This is a genomic window from Pseudomonas sp. WHRI 8519, assembly GCF_040224055.2.
Lineage (GTDB): Bacteria > Pseudomonadota > Gammaproteobacteria > Pseudomonadales > Pseudomonadaceae > Aquipseudomonas > Aquipseudomonas putida_X.
In genome coordinates this window covers 104,126-123,635 of record NZ_CP167996.1, presented here as the reverse complement: position 1 = coordinate 123,635, position 19,510 = coordinate 104,126, and the positions used below count along the sequence as shown (strand labels likewise).

General features: G+C 62.8%; 21 protein-coding genes. 15 read left to right on the top strand and 6 right to left on the bottom strand.

The genetic code is table 11. From position 1 onward, the window contains the following. The first annotated feature begins 122 nt into the window (after positions 1–122). From ABRP30_RS00590 to ABRP30_RS00570, 5 genes are all read left to right on the top strand, one after another. Positions 123–995 carry a LysR family transcriptional regulator gene (locus ABRP30_RS00590; RefSeq protein ID WP_241806746.1) on the top strand — a complete coding sequence of 291 codons (873 nt, stop codon included), beginning with the start codon at positions 123–125 and terminating at the stop codon, positions 993–995. A 203-nt stretch (positions 996–1,198) separates the two neighbouring features. Further along, positions 1,199–1,462: a DNA-directed RNA polymerase subunit omega gene (rpoZ, locus tag ABRP30_RS00585; protein WP_012312123.1), complete on the top strand. Its 264-nt coding sequence runs from the start codon at positions 1,199–1,201 to the stop codon at positions 1,460–1,462. A gap of 59 nt (positions 1,463–1,521) precedes the next feature. After that, positions 1,522–3,627, top strand: a complete 2,106-nt coding sequence (gene spoT, locus ABRP30_RS00580; protein ID WP_241806745.1) for a bifunctional GTP diphosphokinase/guanosine-3',5'-bis pyrophosphate 3'-pyrophosphohydrolase — start codon at positions 1,522–1,524, stop codon at positions 3,625–3,627. Positions 3,628–3,650: 23 nt separating this feature from the next. Next, entirely contained in the window at positions 3,651–4,031 is a 381-nt protein-coding gene (locus ABRP30_RS00575; protein WP_012312121.1) for a RidA family protein, read from the top strand. Between the two features lie 55 nt (positions 4,032–4,086). Then, positions 4,087–4,812 carry a hypothetical protein gene (locus ABRP30_RS00570; RefSeq protein ID WP_241806744.1) on the top strand — a complete coding sequence of 242 codons (726 nt, stop codon included), beginning with the start codon at positions 4,087–4,089 and terminating at the stop codon, positions 4,810–4,812. A 125-nt stretch (positions 4,813–4,937) separates the two neighbouring features. On the opposite strand, the gene ABRP30_RS00565 is transcribed toward ABRP30_RS00570, so the two are convergent. Further along, a complete protein-coding gene (locus ABRP30_RS00565; RefSeq protein ID WP_349975590.1) occupies positions 4,938–5,795 on the bottom strand; it encodes an SDR family oxidoreductase in 858 nt (285 codons plus the stop codon). Between the two features lie 190 nt (positions 5,796–5,985). Between ABRP30_RS00565 and exbB the strand changes: the two genes are divergently transcribed. The 6 genes from exbB to ABRP30_RS00535 all read left to right on the top strand — a co-directional run bounded on the left by exbB (position 5,986) and on the right by ABRP30_RS00535 (position 12,705). Next, positions 5,986–6,957 (top strand): tonB-system energizer ExbB, encoded by a 972-nt coding sequence (exbB, locus tag ABRP30_RS00560; RefSeq protein ID WP_349975589.1) that lies wholly within the window; start codon positions 5,986–5,988, stop codon positions 6,955–6,957. A gap of 3 nt (positions 6,958–6,960) precedes the next feature. Further along, a complete protein-coding gene (gene exbD / locus ABRP30_RS00555; protein ID WP_241806741.1) occupies positions 6,961–7,389 on the top strand; it encodes a TonB system transport protein ExbD in 429 nt (142 codons plus the stop codon). Further along, positions 7,386–8,120, top strand: a complete 735-nt coding sequence (locus tag ABRP30_RS00550; protein WP_241806740.1) for an energy transducer TonB — start codon at positions 7,386–7,388, stop codon at positions 8,118–8,120. The genes exbD and ABRP30_RS00550 overlap by 4 nt, the downstream gene beginning before the upstream one ends. A gap of 94 nt (positions 8,121–8,214) precedes the next feature. Continuing rightward, a complete protein-coding gene (locus ABRP30_RS00545; protein WP_012312115.1) occupies positions 8,215–9,141 on the top strand; it encodes a hydrogen peroxide-inducible genes activator in 927 nt (308 codons plus the stop codon). A gap of 3 nt (positions 9,142–9,144) precedes the next feature. Further along, on the top strand, positions 9,145–11,223 hold the full coding sequence (gene recG, locus ABRP30_RS00540; protein ID WP_349975588.1) for an ATP-dependent DNA helicase RecG: 2,079 nt from the start codon (positions 9,145–9,147) through the stop codon (positions 11,221–11,223). Positions 11,224–11,301: 78 nt separating this feature from the next. After that, on the top strand, positions 11,302–12,705 hold the full coding sequence (locus ABRP30_RS00535; protein ID WP_349975587.1) for an HDOD domain-containing protein: 1,404 nt from the start codon (positions 11,302–11,304) through the stop codon (positions 12,703–12,705). A gap of 32 nt (positions 12,706–12,737) precedes the next feature. Here ABRP30_RS00535 and ABRP30_RS00530 read toward each other — a convergent pair whose 3' ends face one another. From ABRP30_RS00530 to ABRP30_RS00515, 4 genes are all read right to left on the bottom strand, one after another. Next, positions 12,738–13,115: a helicase gene (locus tag ABRP30_RS00530; protein WP_241806734.1), complete on the bottom strand. Its 378-nt coding sequence runs from the start codon at positions 13,113–13,115 to the stop codon at positions 12,738–12,740. Positions 13,116–13,262: 147 nt separating this feature from the next. Beyond that, positions 13,263–13,562: an HU family DNA-binding protein gene (locus ABRP30_RS00525; protein ID WP_241806733.1), complete on the bottom strand. Its 300-nt coding sequence runs from the start codon at positions 13,560–13,562 to the stop codon at positions 13,263–13,265. Between the two features lie 188 nt (positions 13,563–13,750). Beyond that, positions 13,751–14,899, bottom strand: a complete 1,149-nt coding sequence (locus tag ABRP30_RS00520) for an FAD-dependent oxidoreductase (RefSeq protein ID WP_349975586.1) — start codon at positions 14,897–14,899, stop codon at positions 13,751–13,753. Positions 14,900–14,933: 34 nt separating this feature from the next. After that, positions 14,934–15,101 carry a rubredoxin gene (locus ABRP30_RS00515; RefSeq protein WP_012312109.1) on the bottom strand — a complete coding sequence of 56 codons (168 nt, stop codon included), beginning with the start codon at positions 15,099–15,101 and terminating at the stop codon, positions 14,934–14,936. A gap of 131 nt (positions 15,102–15,232) precedes the next feature. Between ABRP30_RS00515 and ABRP30_RS00510 the strand changes: the two genes are divergently transcribed. Both ABRP30_RS00510 and ubiA read left to right on the top strand, forming a co-directional pair. Beyond that, positions 15,233–15,790 carry a chorismate lyase gene (locus tag ABRP30_RS00510; protein ID WP_349975585.1) on the top strand — a complete coding sequence of 186 codons (558 nt, stop codon included), beginning with the start codon at positions 15,233–15,235 and terminating at the stop codon, positions 15,788–15,790. Then, a complete protein-coding gene (gene ubiA, locus ABRP30_RS00505) occupies positions 15,790–16,680 on the top strand; it encodes a 4-hydroxybenzoate octaprenyltransferase (protein ID WP_241806730.1) in 891 nt (296 codons plus the stop codon). Before ABRP30_RS00510 ends, ubiA begins: the two co-directional genes overlap by 1 nt. Positions 16,681–16,752: 72 nt before the next feature. On the opposite strand, the gene ABRP30_RS00500 is transcribed toward ubiA, so the two are convergent. Beyond that, entirely contained in the window at positions 16,753–17,124 is a 372-nt protein-coding gene (locus ABRP30_RS00500) for a hypothetical protein (protein ID WP_241806729.1), read from the bottom strand. A gap of 175 nt (positions 17,125–17,299) precedes the next feature. Here ABRP30_RS00500 and phoB point away from each other — a divergent pair, with 175 nt between their 5' ends. Together phoB and phoR are read left to right on the top strand one after the other, a co-directional pair. Then, positions 17,300–17,989, top strand: a complete 690-nt coding sequence (phoB, locus tag ABRP30_RS00495) for a phosphate regulon transcriptional regulator PhoB (protein ID WP_012312105.1) — start codon at positions 17,300–17,302, stop codon at positions 17,987–17,989. Positions 17,990–18,118: 129 nt separating this feature from the next. After that, complete coding sequence (phoR, locus tag ABRP30_RS00490) at positions 18,119–19,426, top strand: phosphate regulon sensor histidine kinase PhoR (RefSeq protein ID WP_267820016.1); 1,308 nt, start codon at positions 18,119–18,121, stop codon at positions 19,424–19,426. The last annotated feature ends 84 nt before the right edge of the window (positions 19,427–19,510 follow it).

Below are 19,510 nucleotides of genomic sequence, written 5' to 3'. Positions count from 1 at the left end.
TTAACTTTCCCATCGTGGGGATTGGTTGCCCGACCGAGCGCATTGATTCCCGGGGGCAGTTCCACTATAAAATGGCCTCAACGCAACAGACATTGGCATTTCGGCAAGTAGAGCGTGCACCAATGCAATATCAGATCACCCACGCCGACCTCTCCCTGGTCCTGGCCCTGGAGCGCGGGCGCTCACTGGCCAAGGCCGCCGAACTGCTCAAGGTCGATGTATCGACCGTGTTCCGTTCGATTCGCCGGCTCGAGTCGGCACTGGGCACCGCACTGTTCGTCAAGAGCCGCAAGGGATACCTGCCGACCGACACGGCCCAGGCCCTGGCCGAGCAGGCCGAACGCGCCGAGCAGGCACTGGATGCCGCGCGCATCGCCATGACCAGTGGCGAGCAGGTGGTCAGCGGTACCGTGCGCCTGACGTGCACCGAGGCGGTCATGCACAGCTTGCTGCTGCCGGCCCTGGCCGAGTTCATGCCCAATTACCCGGCACTGTCGCTGGAGATGGGCACGTCCAATACCTTCGCCAACCTCAGCAGGCGCGATGCCGACATTGCCTTGCGCCTGACCAATACGCCGCCTGAGCACCTGGTCGGCCGTTGCCTGGGTTCGACGTCCTATGTGATCTGTGGCCAGGCGCAATGGCGCGAACGCCTGAGCGAGTCTCACCACAACGTGCCATGGATTGCCCCGGACGACTCCATGCAGGACCACCCCACCGTGGTCTGGCGCAACCAGCAGTACCCCGGGCTGAGCCCGCGCTACCAGTGCAGCAGCATGTCGACCATTGCACAGCTGGTGAGCACGGGGCTGGGCGTTGCGGCGCTGCCCGACTACATGGTCCACGCGCTGCCTGGCGTCGAGGCGCTGAGCGGACCGCTGGCCGGTTGCGACACCCAACTGTGGTTGCTGACCCGGCCCGATTGCCGGGCTTTGCGCTCGGTGCAGACATTGTTCGAAGAGCTGACCCCGAGGTTGCGCGGCGCGATGTTGTGAGATACAAGATGAGTGTGTCTGTTACGGCCCTTTCGCGGTGGTTCGGCGCCTCGACAAGGCCGCGTGCGCAGGGTGAAGGATGCAGGCCTGATTGGGTAGCCGGCAAAACAGCGCTTCCCTATTGGCTGGTGATTTTTTAAACTATCGAGTCCGCCTGCCCATATTGGGCTGCACGCCCATCGCATTTGCTACTGAGGAAGACCATGGCCCGCGTAACTGTTGAAGACTGCCTGGAACACGTGGATAACCGTTTTGAGCTGGTCATGCTCTCGACCAAGCGCGCCCGTCAGCTGGCTACCGGCGGCAAAGAGCCGCGCGTAGCGTGGGAAAACGACAAGCCAACCGTCGTTGCCCTGCGTGAAATCGCAGAAGGCATCGTCACCAACGAATTCATTGCTGCTGAAGAGATCGTTACCGAGGATCCGGTCTTCGCCGCCTTCGAGGACGAGTCCAACGAGGCTGTCTGATCCATGCCTGGTCGACGTCGCGCGGCACAAGGCCCTCTTCCTCGGCAAGAGGTGAAATCATGCCGGGCATAGAAGCCTTAGCCGAACGGCTGTCGACCTACCTGGGCCCCGAACAGGTCAACCTGGTTCGGCGCGCCTATTTCTACGCCGAACAGGCACACGATGGGCAACGCCGCCGCAGCGGCGAGCCCTACGTGACCCATCCGCTGGCGGTAGCCAGCATCCTCGCCGACATGCACATGGACCATCAGAGCCTGATGGCGGCCATGTTGCACGACGTGATCGAAGACACCGGCATCGCCAAGGAAGCGCTCAGCCAGCAGTTTGGCGAAACGGTTGCCGAGCTGGTCGATGGGGTCAGCAAACTGACCCAGATGAACTTCGAGACCAAGGCCGAAGCGCAGGCTGAAAACTTCCAGAAGATGGCCATGGCCATGGCCCGCGATATCCGCGTGATCCTGGTCAAGCTTGCCGACCGCCTGCACAACATGCGCACCCTGGAAGTGCTGTCTGGCGAAAAACGCCGACGCATCGCCAAGGAAACCCTGGAAATCTACGCCCCCATCGCCAACCGGCTGGGCATGCACACCGTGCGCGTAGAGTTCGAAGACCTTGGCTTCAAGGCCATGCACCCCATGCGGTCGTCACTGATCCATCGGGCGGTCAAGAGCGCACGCGGCAACCGCAAAGAGATCGTCGCCAAGATCGAGCACTCGCTGGCCAACTGCCTGGCTGCCGACGGTATTCAAGGCGAGGTCAGCGGCCGGCAGAAACACCTCTATGGCATCTACAAGAAGATGCGCGGCAAGCGCCGCGCCTTCACTGAGATCATGGACGTGTACGCCTTCCGCATCATCGTCGACAAGGTCGACACCTGCTACCGCGTGCTCGGTGCCGTGCACAACCTGTACAAGCCGCTGCCCGGGCGCTTCAAGGACTACATCGCGATCCCCAAGGCCAACGGCTATCAGTCGTTGCACACCACGCTGTTCGGCATGCACGGCGTGCCCATCGAAATCCAGATCCGTACCCGCGAAATGGAAGAGATGGCCAACAACGGCATCGCCGCGCACTGGCTGTACAAGTCCAACGACGAGCAGCCCAAAGGCAACCATGCGCGCGCCCGCCAGTGGGTCAAGGGCATCCTCGAGCTGCAGCAGCGTGCCGGCAACTCGCTGGAATTCATCGAGAGCGTGAAGATCGACCTGTTCCCTGACGAGGTCTATGTCTTCACGCCCAAAGGCAGGATCATGGAGCTGCCCAAAGGCTCCACCGCCGTGGATTTCGCCTATGCGGTGCATACCGATGTGGGCAACAGCTGCATCGCCTGCCGCATCAACCGGCGCCTGGCGCCACTGTCCGAGCCGCTGCAGAGCGGTTCGACGGTTGAGATCGTCAGCGCCCCGGGCGCGCGGCCCAACCCGGCCTGGCTCAATTTCGTGGTCACTGGCAAGGCCCGTACGCACATCCGCCACGCACTCAAGCAGCAGCGACGTTCCGAGTCGATCAACCTGGGCGAGCGCCTGCTGAACAAGGTGCTGACCGGTTTCGACAGCAGCCTCGAGCAAATCCCTCAGGAGCGTATCAACGCGATTCTCGCCGAGTACCGCCTGGAACTGATCGAGGACCTGCTCGAAGACATCGGCCTGGGCAACCGCATGGCCTATGTGGTGGCCCGCCGCCTGCTGTCAGCCGAAGGCGAGCAGCTGCCGGCGCCGGAAGGCCCGTTGGCGATCCGCGGCACCGAAGGCCTGGTATTGAGCTACGCCAAGTGCTGTACGCCCATCCCGGGCGACCCGATCGTCGGCCACCTGTCGGCAGGCAAGGGCATGGTCGTGCACCTGGAGAACTGCCGCAACATCAGTGAAATCCGCCATAACCCGGAGAAGTGCGTACAGCTTTCCTGGGCCAAGGACATCACCGGCGAATTCAATGTCGAGTTGCGTGTCGAGCTGGAGCACCAGCGCGGCCTGATCGCCCTGCTGGCCAGCAGCGTCAATGCCGCCGACGGCAACATCGAGAAGATCAGCATGGACGAACGCGACGGCCGCATCAGCGTTGTCCAACTGGTGGTCAGCGTGCACGACCGCGTGCACCTGGCTCGTGTGATCAAGAAGCTGCGTACGCTGACCGGCGTGGTCCGCATCACCCGCATGCGTGCGTAGTCCGCCAACCGCAAGGAGTCATCATGAGCAAGACCGTCATCAACAGCGACAAGGCCCCTGCCGCCATCGGTACCTACTCGCAAGCGATCAAAGCCGGCAACACCGTTTACATGTCGGGCCAGATCCCGCTGGACCCGAACACCATGGAACTGGTTGAGGGCTTCGAGGCCCAGACCGTACAGGTCTTCGAGAACCTCAAGGCCGTCGCTGAAGCTGCCGGCGGTTCGTTCAAGGACATCGTCAAGCTGAACATCTTCCTCACCGACCTGAGCCACTTCGCCAAGGTCAACGAAGTCATGGGCCGCTATTTCGAGCAGCCATATCCAGCCCGTGCTGCCATTGGTGTTGCCGCGCTGCCAAAAGGCGCCCAGGTAGAAATGGACGCCATCCTGGTCATCGATTGATGCCGCAGGTGACGGGCACCCTGCCCGTCACCTTTCAGTTCAAGGTCAACCTACCATGCGTCAAGCACTGCCCTTCGCGCTGGCAGCCCTGCTTCTGAGCGGCTGCGCCAGCCACAAACCCGAAGACTTCAACGGCACCTGGATCAACCAGGACGCCATCGACGCCGCCGTCAAAGGTGGCAGCCTGCGTCAGGCCCTCGATGAGCACGGCCCCATCTTCGAGTGGAAACTCGATGTGGCCAGCCAGCGGGCCAGCTACAGCAATGGTTTCGAGGCCGCTGACGGCCAATTGAGTGCCACTGACAAGCAGTGGCAGGCCAGCTTCCCGGGCGGCCAGACCGAACAGCTGGCGCTCGATGGCGACGAACTGAAGGCCACAGACACAACCGGCGCCGAACGCAGCTTCGTCCGCGCCAAACAACCCGGCAATGTGAGCCTGGGTAGCAGCTTCGAAAAAGCACTGTACCAGGCGTACCTGGGTGGGGACTGGAAGATCGTCGAAGGCCAGGGCAAAGGTAGCGTCGTCCACTTCGCCGACAACGGCGGCGTAACCGGCCTGCCCGGCCCGGACCGCTACGCTCTGTGCCTGGCCGGCGATTGCGCCAGCATGGGGGGCAGCAACGACAGCCTGTGGCTGGAGCGTAACCAGCGTGGCGCGCCATTCATCTTCAAGCGCGATGGCGACAAGCTGGAGATCTTCCAGGCGCTCAACCGTGCACAGCCCGATGAAATCCCGCAACTGGCCGCCGGTAATCGCCAGTGGGTGCTGGAGAAGGACTGACTCAAGCCCCGCCTGGCTTCACTGGCCTGATCGCCGGCAAGTCGGGCCCCACAGTTACGGTGCAGGCCTGCGGCCTGACACTGCCCAGCGTGGGGCCGGCTTGCCGGCGATAGGGCCAGCAGGCCTCAGCCTTGGCCTTTCAGGATCGCCGCGTACCCTTCCTTGTAACTCGGATACTGCGGTACCCAGCCCAATGCCCGCACCCGGGCATTGCTGCAGCGCTTGCTGCCAGTGCGGCGCACCCGCTGCTCATCGGACCATTCGGTAACGCCCATGTACGCTCGCAACCAGCCGACCACATCGGCCAGTGGCGCAGGGTCGTCATCAACGCCTATGTAGCAATCATCCAACGCCACACCCTCGGCATCGGCCTGCAGCAGGAACGCCAGCAGGCTTGCGGCATCCTCGGCATGAATACGGTTGCCATACAGCGGCGGCTCGGTGGCCACCCGATAGCCCTGACGCACCTGGCTCAGGAGCCACTCACGCCCAGGGCCATAGATCCCGGTCAGGCGCACGATGCTTGCCGGCAGGCCGCTGCTCAGCGCCAGCCGCTCCGCCTCCAGCATCACGCGCCCCGAATAGCCTTGCGGTTCGGTAGGTGCGGTCTCATCGATCCACTCCCCATCCTTTTGTGCAAACACGCTGCTGCTGGAGACGAACAGCAGGCGGCGCGGACGTTGCCCACGCTCGGCCAACCAACTCAGCACGTGACGCAAGCCTTCGACGTAGGCGCTTTGGTAACCCGCTTCATCGTGCTGGCTGGCGGCTACGCAGTACACCAGATAATCCGGGGAGTGCTGCGGCCAAGCCTGGGGCATGCCCGGATCGGACAGGTCGGCCGCGATCGGTACAACACCCTGTGGCAGGTGTTCGACCGAGCGACGCAGGCCGCTTACCTGCCAGCCACGGGCGAGTAATTGCCGAGCCAGCCGGCCGCCTACGTCACCACAACCCACGATCAATACGGAACGGTCTGACATCACTTAACTCCCTAGACCAAAGGTTCAGGCTAGCCGTATTACACGATGGGCGGCTAGACCATGGGCGAAAAAAGCTACAATATTACTTTTGTTAACAAGAATTACTTGCAATAATAGCGCCCCTATCTGTTCTCGGCCTGTATCGAGGCCTTGGAGAACGCACACTTTTTCTTCATCAGGTCCGGCCAGCATGACACGTACTCAACCTTCCGCTTCGCCAACCCCGTCGCGCGCCTGGCGCGCCATCGCCGCGCTGATGTTCAGCCTGGTCCTGGCCCCAGTGGCTATGGCCGATGAGCCCAAGACCAACGTCAGCACCCCTGCAGCTGCAAGCGCGCCAGCCACCCCTGCCAGCGAAGGCCAGGCCCCTGCTGGCGACGCTCAGGTCGCTACACCGGTCGATGCGCCGGCAGCGGCAGCCCCGAGCACCGAAGCGGTGGTTGAGGACACTTCACTGGGCATGGCCCATGACCTGTCGCCGTGGGGCATGTACAAGAACGCCGACGTGGTGGTGAAAGCGGTCATGATCGGCCTGGCCATCGCCTCGATCATCACCTGGACCATCTGGATCGCCAAGGGCTTCGAGCTGATGGGCGCCAAGCGTCGTCTGCGCGGCGAAATCGCCCAGCTGAAGAAGTCTGCCAGCCTCAAGGAAGCCAGCGAAGTCTCCAACAAGGAAGGTACTCTGGCCCACACGCTGGTCCACGATGCCCTGGAAGAAATGCGCCTGTCGGCCAACGCCCGCGAAAAAGAGGGCATCAAGGAACGCGTCAGCTTCCGCCTGGAGCGCCTGGTGCATGCCAGCGGCCGCAACATGAGCAGCGGCACCGGCGTGCTCGCCACCATCGGTTCCACTGCGCCGTTCGTCGGCCTGTTCGGTACCGTGTGGGGCATCATGAACAGCTTCATCGGTATCGCCAAAACCCAGACCACCAACCTGGCCGTGGTTGCCCCCGGTATCGCCGAAGCCCTGCTGGCCACCGCCCTGGGCCTGGTCGCCGCGATCCCGGCCGTAGTCATCTACAACGTCTTCGCCCGCTCCATCGCCGGCTACAAAGCCCAGGTTTCCGATGCTTCGGCGCAGGTCCTGCTGCTGGTCAGCCGTGACCTGGACCACCAGGGTGGCGAGCGCGTCGCCCCGCACATGGTGAAAGTGGGGTAAGCCATGGGCCTGCATCTCAACGAAGGTGGCGACGACCTCGCCGAAAACCACGAAATCAACGTCACGCCGTTCATCGACGTGATGCTGGTACTGCTGATCATCTTCATGGTGGCCGCGCCGCTGGCCACGGTCGACATCAAGGTCGACCTGCCGGCCTCGACCGCCAAGCCGGCACCGAGGCCGGAAAAACCCGTGTTCGTGAGCGTCAAGGCCGACCAGAAGCTGTATGTCGGTGACGATCAGGTGCCTGCACCCAACCAGCTTGGCCCGATGCTCGACGCCAAGACCAAGGGCGACAAGGAAACCACCATCTTCTTCCAGGCCGACAAAGGTGTGGATTACGGTGACCTGATGGAAGTGATGAACAACATGCGCGCGGCCGGCTACCTCAAAGTCGGTCTGGTAGGTCTCGAGACGGCAGCCAAGAAATGACGAAGACGCGGCACAATCTGGCGCGTTACAGCGGCAGCCTGGTACTTGTGCTGGGTGTCCATGCCGTCGCTGTGCTGCTCACGCTCAACTGGTCGGTGCCCCAGGCCGTCGAGCTGCCCCCGGCAGCCATGATGGTCGAGCTGGCACCGCTGCCCGAGCCGGCACCGCCACCACCACCGAAGGCCGCTCCACAGCCGCCGGCACCGGTTGAAGAACCACCGTTGCCCAAGGTGGCTGAAGCGCCCAAACCAAAGATCGCCATCGCCAAGCCGCCCAAGCCCAAACCCAAGCCTCAACCTCCGAAGCCTGTGAAAAAGCCTGAGCCGCCGAAGGATGAGCCACCGACCAAAGAACAGGTCGTGGACACGCCGCCAACCAATACGCCACCGCAGAAGTCGGCGGCACCGGCACCAAGCATTGCCGCGAACAGCAAAGCGCTGCCGACGTGGCAGAGCGACCTGCTGCGCCACCTGGCGAAGTACAAGCGCTACCCGGAAGACGCTCGCCGCCGGGGCCTTCAGGGCATCAACCGCCTGCGCTTCGTGGTCGATGCTGACGGCAAGGTGCTCTCGTACTCGATGGCAGGGGGTTCGGGCAGCGCAGCGCTGGACCGGGCAACCATGGAAATGATCCGCAGGGCCGGCAAGGTGCCCAAGCCGCCAGCGGAATTGCTGAACAATGGCACGATTGAAGTCGTAGCACCGTTCGTCTACTCGCTGGACCGTCGCTGAGACTTTTGTTTCTGTCACACATCGGCAAGTCTGATAACGTGCGTCTATCGATTGCAGCCGCTATGCTGGGCTCGCAACTTCATGGACGCACGTTATGACCCTCACAGAATTACGCTACATCGTCACGCTCGCCCAGGAGCAGCACTTCGGCCACGCCGCCGAGCGTTGCCATGTCAGCCAGCCCACCCTGTCCGTCGGTGTTAAAAAACTTGAGGACGAGCTTGGCGTGCTGATCTTCGAGCGCAGCAAGAGCGCGGTGCGCCTGACGCCAGTCGGTGAAAGCATCGTCGCCCAGGCGCAGAAGGTACTGGAGCAGGCGCAGGGCATCCGCGAGCTGGCTCAGGCCGGCAAGAACCAGCTCACCGCCCCGCTGAAGGTCGGTGCGATCTATACCGTCGGCCCTTACCTCTTCCCGCACCTGATCCCGCAGCTGCATCGCGTGGCCCCGCAGATGCCGCTGTACATCGAAGAGAACTTCACCCACGTGCTGCGCGAAAAACTGCGCAACGGTGAACTCGACGCGGTGATCATCGCCCTGCCGTTCAACGAAGCCGACGTGCTGACCCTGCCACTGTACGATGAGCCGTTCTGCGCCCTGATGCCCGCCGACCATCCCTGGACCGCGAAAAAGACCATCGACACCGCCATGCTCAACGACAAGAGCCTGCTGCTGCTCGGCGAGGGCCACTGCTTCCGCGACCAGGTTCTGGAAGCCTGCCCGACGCTGAACAAAGGCGGTGAAGGCGCCAAGCACACCACGGTGGAGTCCAGCTCGCTGGAAACCATCCGCCACATGGTCGCTTCAGGCCTGGGCGTGTCGATCCTGCCGCTTTCGGCGGTGCACAGCCATCACTACGCACCGGGGGTCATCGAAGTGCGCCCGCTTACCGCGCCGGCTCCCTTCCGCACCGTAGCCATCGCCTGGCGCGCAAGCTTCCCGCGGCCCAAGGCCATCGAGATCCTTGCCGACTCGATTCGCCTCTGCTCGGTAGCCAAGCCCGCTGTGGAACAACCGGCCTGAGTCATGACTGAGTTGTCGAAGGTCTCGGTCACCGCGCTCAAGGGCGTAGGCGAAGCCATGGCGCAGAAGCTCGCCAAGGTCGGCCTGGAAAACCTGCAAGACGTGTTGTTCCACCTGCCGCTGCGCTATCAGGACCGCACCCGTGTGGTGCCTATCGGCGCCTTGCGCCCCGGCCAGGACGCAGTGATCGAAGGCGTGGTCAGTGGCGCCGATGTGACCATGGGCAAGCGCCGCAGCCTGGTCGTGCGCCTGGGTGATGGCAGCGGCGTGCTCAGCCTGCGCTTCTATCACTTCAGCAATGCGCAGAAGGAAGGCCTCAAGCGCGGTACGCACCTGCGCTGCTATGGCGAGGCCCGCCCCGGCGCCTCGGGCCTGGAGATCTACCACCCGGAGTACCGCGCACTCAATGGCGACGAGCCGCCACCGCCGGTCGAGCAGACCCTGACGCCGATCTACCCGTCCACCGAAGGCCTCACCCAGCAGCGCCTGCGCCTGCTCTGCCAGCAAAGCCTGGGTATGCTCGGCCCGCGCAGCCTACCGGACTGGCTACCGGACGAACTGGCCCGGGACTACCACCTGGCACCGCTGGATGATGCCATCCGCTACCTGCACAACCCGCCGGCTGATGCCGACCTTGATGAACTCGCCGAAGGCCAGCACTGGGCCCAGCACCGCCTCGCCTTCGAAGAGCTGCTTACCCACCAACTGTCGCAACAACGGCTGCGGGAAAGCCTGCGCAGCTTGCGCGCCCCCGTTCTGCCCAAGGCCAAGCGCCTGCAGGTGCAATACCTGGCCAACCTGGGCTTCACGCCGACCGGCGCACAGCAGCGGGTAGCCGATGAAATCGCCTACGACCTGAGCCAGGCCGAGCCGATGATGCGCCTGGTACAGGGCGATGTCGGCGCCGGCAAGACCGTGGTTGCCGCACTGGCGGCGCTGCAAGCACTGGAGGCGGGCTACCAGGTGGCGCTGATGGCGCCTACCGAGATTCTCGCCGAGCAGCACTACATCACCTTCAAGCGCTGGCTGGAGCCGCTGGGCCTGGAAGTCGCCTGGCTGGCCGGCAAGCTCAAGGGCAAAGCCCGCGCCAGCGCCCTGGAACAGATCGCCAACGGTGCACCGATGGTGGTGGGAACCCACGCGTTGTTCCAGGAAGAAGTGCAATTCAAGCACCTGGCCCTGGCGATCATCGACGAACAACACCGTTTTGGGGTGCAACAACGCCTGGCCCTGCGCAAGAAGGGTGTTGCAGGCGAACTGTGCCCGCACCAGCTGATCATGACCGCCACCCCGATCCCACGCACGCTGGCGATGAGCGCCTACGCCGACCTCGACACCTCGGTGCTCGACGAACTGCCGCCAGGGCGCACACCGGTGAACACCGTGCTGGTCGCCGATAGCCGGCGTTTCGAAGTGGTGGAGCGGGTACGCGCCGCTTGTGCCGAAGGGCGCCAGGCCTATTGGGTCTGCACGCTGATCGAAGAATCCGAAGAACTGACCTGCCAGGCTGCCGAGAGCACCTACGAGGAACTGGGCAGCGCCTTGGGCGAACTGCGCGTAGGGCTGATCCACGGGCGCATGAAGCCTGCGGAAAAAGCCGCGGTGATGGCCGAATTCAAGCAAGGCGACCTGCAACTGCTGGTCGCGACCACGGTGATCGAGGTGGGTGTGGACGTGCCCAACGCCAGCCTGATGATCATCGAGAACCCTGAACGCCTGGGCCTTGCTCAATTGCACCAATTGCGCGGCCGGGTGGGCCGGGGCAGCGCGGTGAGCCACTGCGTGCTGCTGTATCACCCGCCGCTGTCGCAGATTGGCCGCGAACGCCTGGGGATCATGCGCGAAACCAACGATGGCTTCGTGATTGCCGAGAAGGACCTGGAACTGCGCGGCCCGGGCGAGATGCTCGGGACGCGTCAGACCGGCTTGTTACAATTCAAGGTCGCCGACCTGATGCGTGATGCCGACCTGTTACCCGCCGTGCGCGATGCCGCACAGGCCCTCATCGCACGCTGGCCCGAGCACGTGAGTCCCCTGCTCGACCGCTGGCTGCGCCACGGCCAGCAATATGGCCAAGTGTGACGCCAGTACCAGAATGGATCCAGCTTTGCGACCAGACTGGTTATACTTCGCGTTTAAAAGAATCAGTGGATACGGACCATGACTGAAGCTGCCCTGGACACCGCAACCCCACACGCACCCTCTGTCATCCGGCTGTTGCTCGAAAAACTGGGCATTGCCTATCGCGAGGTGCCTGAGCATACGCAACTGCCGGCTGCTTCACGGGTACAGGCGATCCTGCTCGATGACGAGATCGGCGCATTGATGGTGCTGTTCCCGCATAGCAAGCTGCTGGACCTCAATCGTCTGGAAGAGCTGACGGGGCGCAAGCTCAAGGCCGTGCCGTTACAGCGCCTGAAGCAGATGCTCGACAAGCATCATCTGAAGGCCTTGCCTGCGATTCCGGCCTTGACCAGTTCGCCCTGCCTCTATGAAGGCAAGTTGCTCGATGCCGAACGCCTGCTGATCCAGTCTGGCGAAGCCGGGCTGCTGCTGGAAATCCAGCGTGATGACTTCAAGCGCATGATGCACAAGGCCAGCGCTGGCACTTTCGGCCAGCCCGTCAGGGAAATCCGCCCCAATCTCGACCGCCCGGATGATGACTCCAGGGAGATTACCCTGGCAGTGCAGGCCTTCACCGCCCGCCGCATCCAGAAGCGCCTGGAAGAAACCATCGAGATTCCGCCACTGGCCGATACGGCGCAGAAAATCATCAAGCTGCGGGTCGACCCCAACGCCAGCATCGATGACATCACCGGCGTGGTCGAAACCGACCCGGCCCTGGCCGCCCAAGTCGTCAGCTGGGCAGCCTCGCCCTATTACGCCTCTCCAGGCAAGATTCGCTCGGTGGAAGATGCCATCGTCCGCGTCCTGGGCTTCGATCTGGTGATCAACCTGGCCCTGGGCCTGGCATTGGGCAAGACTTTGAGCCTGCCCAAGGACCACCCGCAACAGGCGACGCCGTACTGGCAGCAGTCGATCTACACCGCGGCGATCATCGAAGGCCTGACCCGCGCCATGCCCCGGGCCGAACGTCCTGAGGCCGGCCTGACTTACCTGGCCGGGCTGCTGCACAACTTCGGCTACTTACTGCTGGCCCATGTGTTCCCACCGCACTTCTCGCTGATCTGCCGTCATCTGGAGGTCAACCCGCACCTCTGCCACACCTATGTGGAGCAGCACCTGCTGGGTATCAGCCGGGAGCAGATCGGCGCCTGGCTGATGAAGCTGTGGGACATGCCCGAAGAGCTGTCGACCGCGCTGCGATTCCAGCACGATCCTGCCTATGACGGCGAATACTCGGCGTACCCCAACCTGGTGTGCCTGGCGACCCGCCTGCTGCGCTGCCGCGGCATCGGCTCGGGGCCGCAGGAGGCGATCCCTGACGAGTTGCTGGAGCGCCTGGGCGTCAGCCGGGAGAAGGCGGAAGACGTGGTGAACAAGGTGCTCGAGGCCGAGAGCTTGCTGCGCGAACTGGCGTCGCAGTTCAACGCACCGCACTGAATACGTTGGGGCTGTTCGGCAGCCCCAACCATTCAGCCTTTTTTCTTCTTCGGTTTCAGGTATTTCATCAAACCCTGGAACCACATCACCAGCGCCGGATTGCCCTTGATCTGGATGCTTTTGTCCTGGATGCCCTGCATGAACGCCAACTGCTTGTTGCTCGCCTGCATCGTGGCGAAGCCGTAGGCGGCGTCCTTGAACGCAATGGCAAAGGCTGGCTGTGCATGAGCGCCACCTTTGCTGCTGATGCGTTCGCCACTGACGATGAAGTGCCGGGCAACCTTGCCATCGAGCGTCTGCATCTGGAACACCAGGTCCTTGCCTACGAGTTGCTGCTGAAATGCCGGGTTGTTACGGCTGGCCCTGGCCATCAACAGCCCCATGGCCCAGAGAAGAAAGCGGAACTTCATCAACGCGCCTCGAATATAATGTGACCGAAGCTCGCAGTTTATCCGTTTCCTGAACAATTTACGCAAATTCGCAGCGTCATGCGTTCAGAAAGCGCAACGGGCGCACTGAGGCGCCCGTTTGAACAGAGGCTGCACGTCAAACGTCGATCATTTGGCTTTCTTGCCTGGCTTGGCAGACACATTGACGCTGTCACGCAGGTTTTTACCAGGCTTGAAGGCCACTGTATTGCTGGCCTTGATTTTCACCGGCTCACCCGTCTGAGGGTTCTTGCCGGTGCGGGCGCCACGATGGCGTTTTTCAAACGTACCGAAGCCCACGAGCGTCACGGTGTCTTTGTCCAGCGCACCGGTGATGCTGTCGAGAATAGCGTTGAGCACCTGGTTGGCCTTTTCCTTGGTCAGATCGGCCTTTTCGGCGATGACGGCGGCGAGTTCTGGTTTACGCATAATGAAGCCTCTTTGACGGGAATTCTTGTTGTTATTGCCGTGCTGCCCGTGAAGCAGCGTTCAAGGCACCGCAGGCTCTAATCTGCGGCAGACGGAAGTGAGAATGGCACGCCGACCGGGGCCGCGCCAGTATCTGGGCGGCCATTGTGCGGTCAACTACAGGATAAATCCGACAGAACGCCCGCTGTTTATGCCATCAGCGCGGGCAGCTGCCGGTTCAACGCCAGTTTTTCCGTCACAGCGCTGCCCGTCAGGGCATAGCCGAGCAACTGGCCGTCAGCGGCGTGACAGAGCACTTTCAGGTCACTGCCCTGCCCTTGCACCTGCCAGCTTCCCTCACAACCAGGCGGCGGCGGGGAAACCACCAATGGGCAGGCCGGTGTTTTCACGGTGATGGGCATCGGCCCGTAACTGACCTGCGCCGGGTTGCCTGTCAACGTCTGGGCCAAGGCTCGCGCACAGGCCATCAAGGGCATCACATAGAGCAGGTTGATACCGTCGACTTCAGCACAGTCGCCCAGCGCGAAAATGTTGCCGTGGGAGGTGCGCAGCTGGCGGTCCACGACTACACCGCGGTTGGTCTGCAGGCCGGCTGCCGCAGCCAGGTCGGTGCGCGGGCGCAGGCCGATGGCCGACACCACCAGGTCGCAGGCGATCACGCTGCCATCGGACAGATACGCCTCAAGGCCTTCGCTCACCTGCTGCAGACGAGTGAGTACGGGGCCCAGGTGAAAGCGCACGCCCAGCCCTTGCAAGCCACCTTGAACAGCAGCGGCAGCGGCAGGATGCAACAGGGTCGGCATGACCTGCTCGCAGGGCGCCACCACATCGACCTCAAAACCACCCAGGCGCATGTCATTGGCGAACTCACAGCCAATCAGGCCGGCGCCGAGGATCAAGACACGCTGCTTGCCAGCCGCAGCAGCACGAAAACGTGCGTAGTCTTCCAGATCATTGATCGGGAACACATGATCAGCCCCGTCACCCTCGACCGGCACCTGCACCGTCTGCGCGCCCCAAGCCAGCACCAGGTCGCGGTACTCCACCGCTTCTTCGCCAATCCACAGGCGCTTGTGGCCAGGGTCGATACCGCTGATGCGCGTGTGGGTGCGGATCACCGCCTTGAGTTGCTCGGCCATGGCCCCCGGCTCGGCCATGCACAGGCCATCGGCGTCCTTTTGCTTGGCGAAGCCGGTGGAAAGCATGGGCTTGGAATAGGAGCGACCGTCGTCGGCCGTAATCAGCAGCAGCGGCGTCTCGCCATCGAGCTTGCGAAACTCACGGGCCAGGTTGTAACCGGCCAGGCCGGTTCCGATGATGACCACGGGGGACGTCATGTCGTGCTTTCCTCTTGGTTGAACAGCATTGCGATCAGCCGATGGCGATCATTTCAAAATCGCTTTTGCCAACGCCGCAATCGGGGCACAGCCAATCTTGTGGCACATCCTCCCAGCGCGTACCCGGCGCGATGCCGTCATCCGGCCACCCTTGGGCCTCGTCGTAGATCAGGCCACAGACAATACACTGCCACTTCTTCATGATTTGTCGTTCCTCGCTGCAGGCTCAGGCTTTGTCATTCGGGCTCAGGGCCCTTACGCGGGCATTATGCAAGCAGTTGGGGCAATCATGCTAAGCTCGCCGCCTCTCTGGCTGTAATCAAGCATACCGACGTGTCGTACGAATCCCCGCAAGCAGCCGCTGTCGCGTGGCTGGCGTATTCACAGCTGGCGACCAATATCGACCAGCACACCCACGACTGGCTGTTCGATGAAGGTTCTCTGACTCGCCGCCTGACCCGCCTGTCCGGCGGCCAATTCAGCGTTACCCCCCTGTTCGAAGGCTGGCAGCCACTGCGCGATGACGAGTGCCTGGCACTGGGCATCGCCCCAGGCGCCGAAGGCTGGGTACGCGAGGTGTACCTGCGCGGCCATGGCCTGCCTTGGGTGTTCGCCCGCAGCGTGGCCAGCCGCCAGGCGCTAGAGCGCGGCGGCCTGGACCTGGAAACCCTCGGCAGCCGGTCGCTGGGGGAATTGCTGTTCTGCGACCAGGCGTTCATCCGCCATCCTATCGAAGTGAGAAGTTATCCACAGGCCTGGCTGCCCGCCGAGGTTGCCCATGACGGCCTGTGGGGACGACGTTCGCGCTTTGAACGCGACGGCCTCGACCTGCTGGTGGCCGAAGTATTCCTGCCGGCACTGTGGCAAGCAGCCAAGGAGGAAAACCGCTGATGTACCTGCAACTGCTCAAGTCGCTCAACCGCGTGCACCCGCGCGCGTGGGACTTCATCCAGCTCAGCCGCATGGACCGGCCGATCGGCATCTACCTGCTGCTGTGGCCTACCCTGACGGCGGTGTGGATCGCAGGGCTTGGTTCGCCAACCTTGGCCAACGTGCTTATCTTCGGCCTGGGCGTCGTACTGATGCGTGCCGCTGGCTGCTGCATCAATGACTTCGCTGACCGCAAGGTCGATGGCCACGTCAAACGTACCGCCGACAGGCCACTGGCCAGTGGCCGGGTCACGCCACGCGAAGCCCTGGCGCTGTTTGCGATCCTGGTGGCAGTGAGCTTCCTGCTGGTGCTTTGCACCAACAGCAGGACCGTGTGGCTGTCATTCGGTGCAGTGGCGTTGGCGTCCTGTTACCCGTTCATGAAGCGCTACACCTATTACCCGCAGGTGGTGCTGGGGGCCGCGTATTCCTGGGGCATCCCCATGGCCTTCACCGCCGCCGGCGGCGAGTTGCCGGCCAGCGCCTGGCTGCTGTACATCGCCAACCTGCTGTGGACGGTGGGCTACGATACCTACTACGCCATGGTCGACCGGGACGATGACCTGAAAATCGGGGTGAAATCGACCGCGATCCTGTTCGGCGAATCCGACCGGGTGATCATTCTGACCCTGCAGATGCTGTCGCTGGGCTGCCTGTTACTGGCGGGGAGCCGCTTCGAACTGGGTGGCTGGTTCCACCTCGGGCTGCTGGGGGCCGCACTGTGCTTTGCCTGGGAATACTGGTCGACGCGCAAGCTGGACAGGGAGTCGTGCTTCAAGGCGTTTCTGCACAACCACTGGGCGGGGCTGCTGGTGTTCATGGGTGTGGTGCTCGATTACGCCCTGCGCTGACCACAACCCCGGCAAGCCACCCTGTGCGAGCCGGCTTGCCGACGATTGGGCCGCAACGCGGCCCTGGCGGTCTCAAGGCTTGGCGACGTGCCAGACGTCTTTCAAACCATCACCGGTCATGTCTCCAGCCTTCTTGTCCTTGACGAAGGTATACAGGGGCTTGCCGTCATACGCCCACTGCTTCTTGCCATCGTCGCGCATCACCACCGACCACTTGCCCTTGGCAGGCTCGTCGTCGGCCTTGACCAGCAGCGGCGGCCAGTTGCTAGCGCACTCGCCATTGCACATCGACTTGCCGCCAGCATCCTTGTCGAAGGTGTACAGCGTCATGCCCGCGTGATCGACCCACATGCCGTCCTTTTCCATGGCATGGTGGGCCGACGCTACTCCGGGCAGTGCCAGCGCAGCGCAGAGGGCCATCCAGCTCAGCGTGTGTCGTGTCATTGGAATCACCTTGTATTCGGGGGGTGGAATGAGTTCGCACAGCCGCCGCAGCGGCCTCTGCAAGCCTAGTCCAGTCATGCGAAGTCGCCAGAATGGCCAACGCCCTGTCACACAGCTGCAATAATTCCGTTATCTAATGCGGGCCAGCCCCGAAATTCCAGGAGAGGTTCAAAGCATGGTTGGCAGAAACATTCTGATCGTCGACGACGAAGCGCCCATTCGCGAGATGATCGCCGTTGCATTGGAAATGGCCGGCTATGACTGCCTGGAAGCCGAGAACTCGCAACAGGCCCACGCAATCATCGTCGACCGTAAACCGGACCTGATCCTGCTCGACTGGATGCTCCCGGGCACTTCCGGCATCGAGTTGGCGCGCCGCCTCAAGCGCGATGAACTCACCGGCGATATTCCGATCATCATGCTCACCGCCAAAGGCGAAGAGGACAACAAGATCCAGGGCCTGGAAGTCGGCGCCGACGACTACATCACCAAACCTTTTTCGCCTCGCGAGCTGGTAGCACGCCTGAAAGCCGTGCTGCGTCGTGCCGGCCCGAGCGACAGCGAGGCCCCTATCGAAGTCGGCGGCCTGCTGCTGGACCCGATCAGCCACCGCGTGACCATCGACGGCAAGCCGGCCGAGATGGGCCCCACCGAATACCGCCTGCTGCAGTTCTTCATGACCCACCAGGAACGCGCCTACACCCGAGGCCAGTTGCTCGACCAGGTCTGGGGCGGCAACGTCTATGTCGAGGAACGCACCGTGGATGTGCACATCCGCCGCCTGCGCAAGGCACTGGGTGAAGCCTACGAAAATCTGGTACAAACCGTCCGGGGCACTGGCTACCGCTTCTCGACCAAGAGCTAGCTGCAAGCTGCAAGCTGCAAGCAAAAACGAGCAGCTTCCAGGCTAGAAAAGGACTATCAGCATCACCGATCCGCTTCTTCTTGCAGCTTGTAGCTTGCAGCTTGCAGCTGGATCCGAAGGATCTGTCAATTGAACCAGAACTGGCACGCAACCCTCATTCGCCACCTGCTGCTGCTGATCACTGTCTGCCTGATAGGCGGCCTGGTCAGCGGTTATTACGGCTGGAGCCTGGCCATCGGCCTGGGCCTTTACCTGGGCTGGACCCTCAAACAGTTGCTGCGCCTGCACGACTGGCTGCGCAACCATCAGCCCGACGAAGCGCCCCCCGACGGCTACGGCCTGTGGGGCGAAGTGTTCGACAGCATCTATCACCTGCAACGCCGCGACCAGCGCGTACGCGGCCGCTTGCAGGCAGTGATCGACCGGGTGCAGGAGTCAACGGCCGCCCTGCGCGACGCGGTGATCATGCTCGACAGCGACGGCAACCTGGAATGGTGGAACCGCGCCGCAGAAACCCTGCTGGGCTTCAAGACCCCGCAAGATGGCGGCCAACCGGTCACCAACCTCGTACGCCACCCACGCTTCAAGGAATACTTCGAGTCGCATAACTTCGCCGAACCGCTGGAAATTCCCTCCCCCATCAATGACCGCATGCGCGTGCAGCTGCACCTCACACGCTACGGCAACAATGAGCACCTGATGCTGGTGCGCGACGTGACCCGCATCCATCAACTCGAACAGATGCGCAAAGATTTCGTGGCCAACGTATCGCACGAGTTGCGTACCCCCCTGACGGTGATTGCCGGGTACCTGGAAACCCTGCTGGATAACGTCGAAGACGTGAACCCGCGCTGGAACCGGGCACTGCAGCAGATGAGCCAGCAAGGCTCGCGCATGCAGGCCCTGCTCAACGACCTGCTGCTGCTGGCCAAGCTGGAAGCCACCGATTACCCATCGGACAACCAGCCGGTGGCAGTCGACGCACTGCTCGGTGCGATCATGAGCGACGCCCAGGCGCTGTCCGGGCCGCGCAACCAGCACATTACCCTGGAGGCCACGCCGGGCCTGCGCCTCAAAGGCAGCGAGTCGGAGTTGCGCAGCGCTTTCTCCAACCTGGTGTTCAACGCGGTGAAGTACACCCAGGACGAAGGCAAGATTCGTATCCGCTGGTGGGCCGACGCCGAGGGCGCTCACCTGACAGTGCAGGACTCGGGTGTCGGAATAGACGCCAAGCACCTGCCGCGCCTGACCGAACGTTTTTATCGCGTCGACTCCAGCCGCGCCTCCACCACAGGAGGTACGGGCCTGGGGCTGGCGATCGTCAAGCATGTGCTCATGCGCCATCGCGGGCGCCTTGAGATCAGCAGCGTACCGGGCCATGGCAGCACCTTCACCTGCCACTTCGCCCCCGCACAGCTGGCTGACGCTCACGCGTGATTCCAAGGGCCACTTTGCTTTTGCTGCCCCAGCCGCTACATTGAGCCCCCTGTGCCAGCAAAAGCTGGCACTTTTTTTCTAACC

What these genes read in the sequence shown, in the direction of transcription:
- ABRP30_RS00590 (WP_241806746.1), top strand. Translation starts at nt 123, where the DNA reads ATGCAATATCAGATCACCCACGCCGACCTCTCCCTGGTCCTGGCCCTG.
- rpoZ (WP_012312123.1), top strand. Translation starts at nt 1,199, where the DNA reads ATGGCCCGCGTAACTGTTGAAGACTGCCTGGAACACGTGGATAACCGT.
- spoT (WP_241806745.1), top strand. Translation starts at nt 1,522, where the DNA reads ATGCCGGGCATAGAAGCCTTAGCCGAACGGCTGTCGACCTACCTGGGC.
- ABRP30_RS00575 (WP_012312121.1), top strand. Translation starts at nt 3,651, where the DNA reads ATGAGCAAGACCGTCATCAACAGCGACAAGGCCCCTGCCGCCATCGGT.
- ABRP30_RS00570 (WP_241806744.1), top strand. Translation starts at nt 4,087, where the DNA reads ATGCGTCAAGCACTGCCCTTCGCGCTGGCAGCCCTGCTTCTGAGCGGC.
- ABRP30_RS00565 (WP_349975590.1), bottom strand. Translation starts at nt 5,795, where the DNA reads ATGTCAGACCGTTCCGTATTGATCGTGGGTTGTGGTGACGTAGGCGGC.
- exbB (WP_349975589.1), top strand. Translation starts at nt 5,986, where the DNA reads ATGACACGTACTCAACCTTCCGCTTCGCCAACCCCGTCGCGCGCCTGG.
- exbD (WP_241806741.1), top strand. Translation starts at nt 6,961, where the DNA reads ATGGGCCTGCATCTCAACGAAGGTGGCGACGACCTCGCCGAAAACCAC.
- ABRP30_RS00550 (WP_241806740.1), top strand. Translation starts at nt 7,386, where the DNA reads ATGACGAAGACGCGGCACAATCTGGCGCGTTACAGCGGCAGCCTGGTA.
- ABRP30_RS00545 (WP_012312115.1), top strand. Translation starts at nt 8,215, where the DNA reads ATGACCCTCACAGAATTACGCTACATCGTCACGCTCGCCCAGGAGCAG.
- recG (WP_349975588.1), top strand. Translation starts at nt 9,145, where the DNA reads ATGACTGAGTTGTCGAAGGTCTCGGTCACCGCGCTCAAGGGCGTAGGC.
- ABRP30_RS00535 (WP_349975587.1), top strand. Translation starts at nt 11,302, where the DNA reads ATGACTGAAGCTGCCCTGGACACCGCAACCCCACACGCACCCTCTGTC.
- ABRP30_RS00530 (WP_241806734.1), bottom strand. Translation starts at nt 13,115, where the DNA reads ATGAAGTTCCGCTTTCTTCTCTGGGCCATGGGGCTGTTGATGGCCAGG.
- ABRP30_RS00525 (WP_241806733.1), bottom strand. Translation starts at nt 13,562, where the DNA reads ATGCGTAAACCAGAACTCGCCGCCGTCATCGCCGAAAAGGCCGATCTG.
- ABRP30_RS00520 (WP_349975586.1), bottom strand. Translation starts at nt 14,899, where the DNA reads ATGACGTCCCCCGTGGTCATCATCGGAACCGGCCTGGCCGGTTACAAC.
- ABRP30_RS00515 (WP_012312109.1), bottom strand. Translation starts at nt 15,101, where the DNA reads ATGAAGAAGTGGCAGTGTATTGTCTGTGGCCTGATCTACGACGAGGCC.
- ubiA (WP_241806730.1), top strand. Translation starts at nt 15,790, where the DNA reads ATGTACCTGCAACTGCTCAAGTCGCTCAACCGCGTGCACCCGCGCGCG.
- ABRP30_RS00500 (WP_241806729.1), bottom strand. Translation starts at nt 17,124, where the DNA reads ATGACACGACACACGCTGAGCTGGATGGCCCTCTGCGCTGCGCTGGCA.
- phoB (WP_012312105.1), top strand. Translation starts at nt 17,300, where the DNA reads ATGGTTGGCAGAAACATTCTGATCGTCGACGACGAAGCGCCCATTCGC.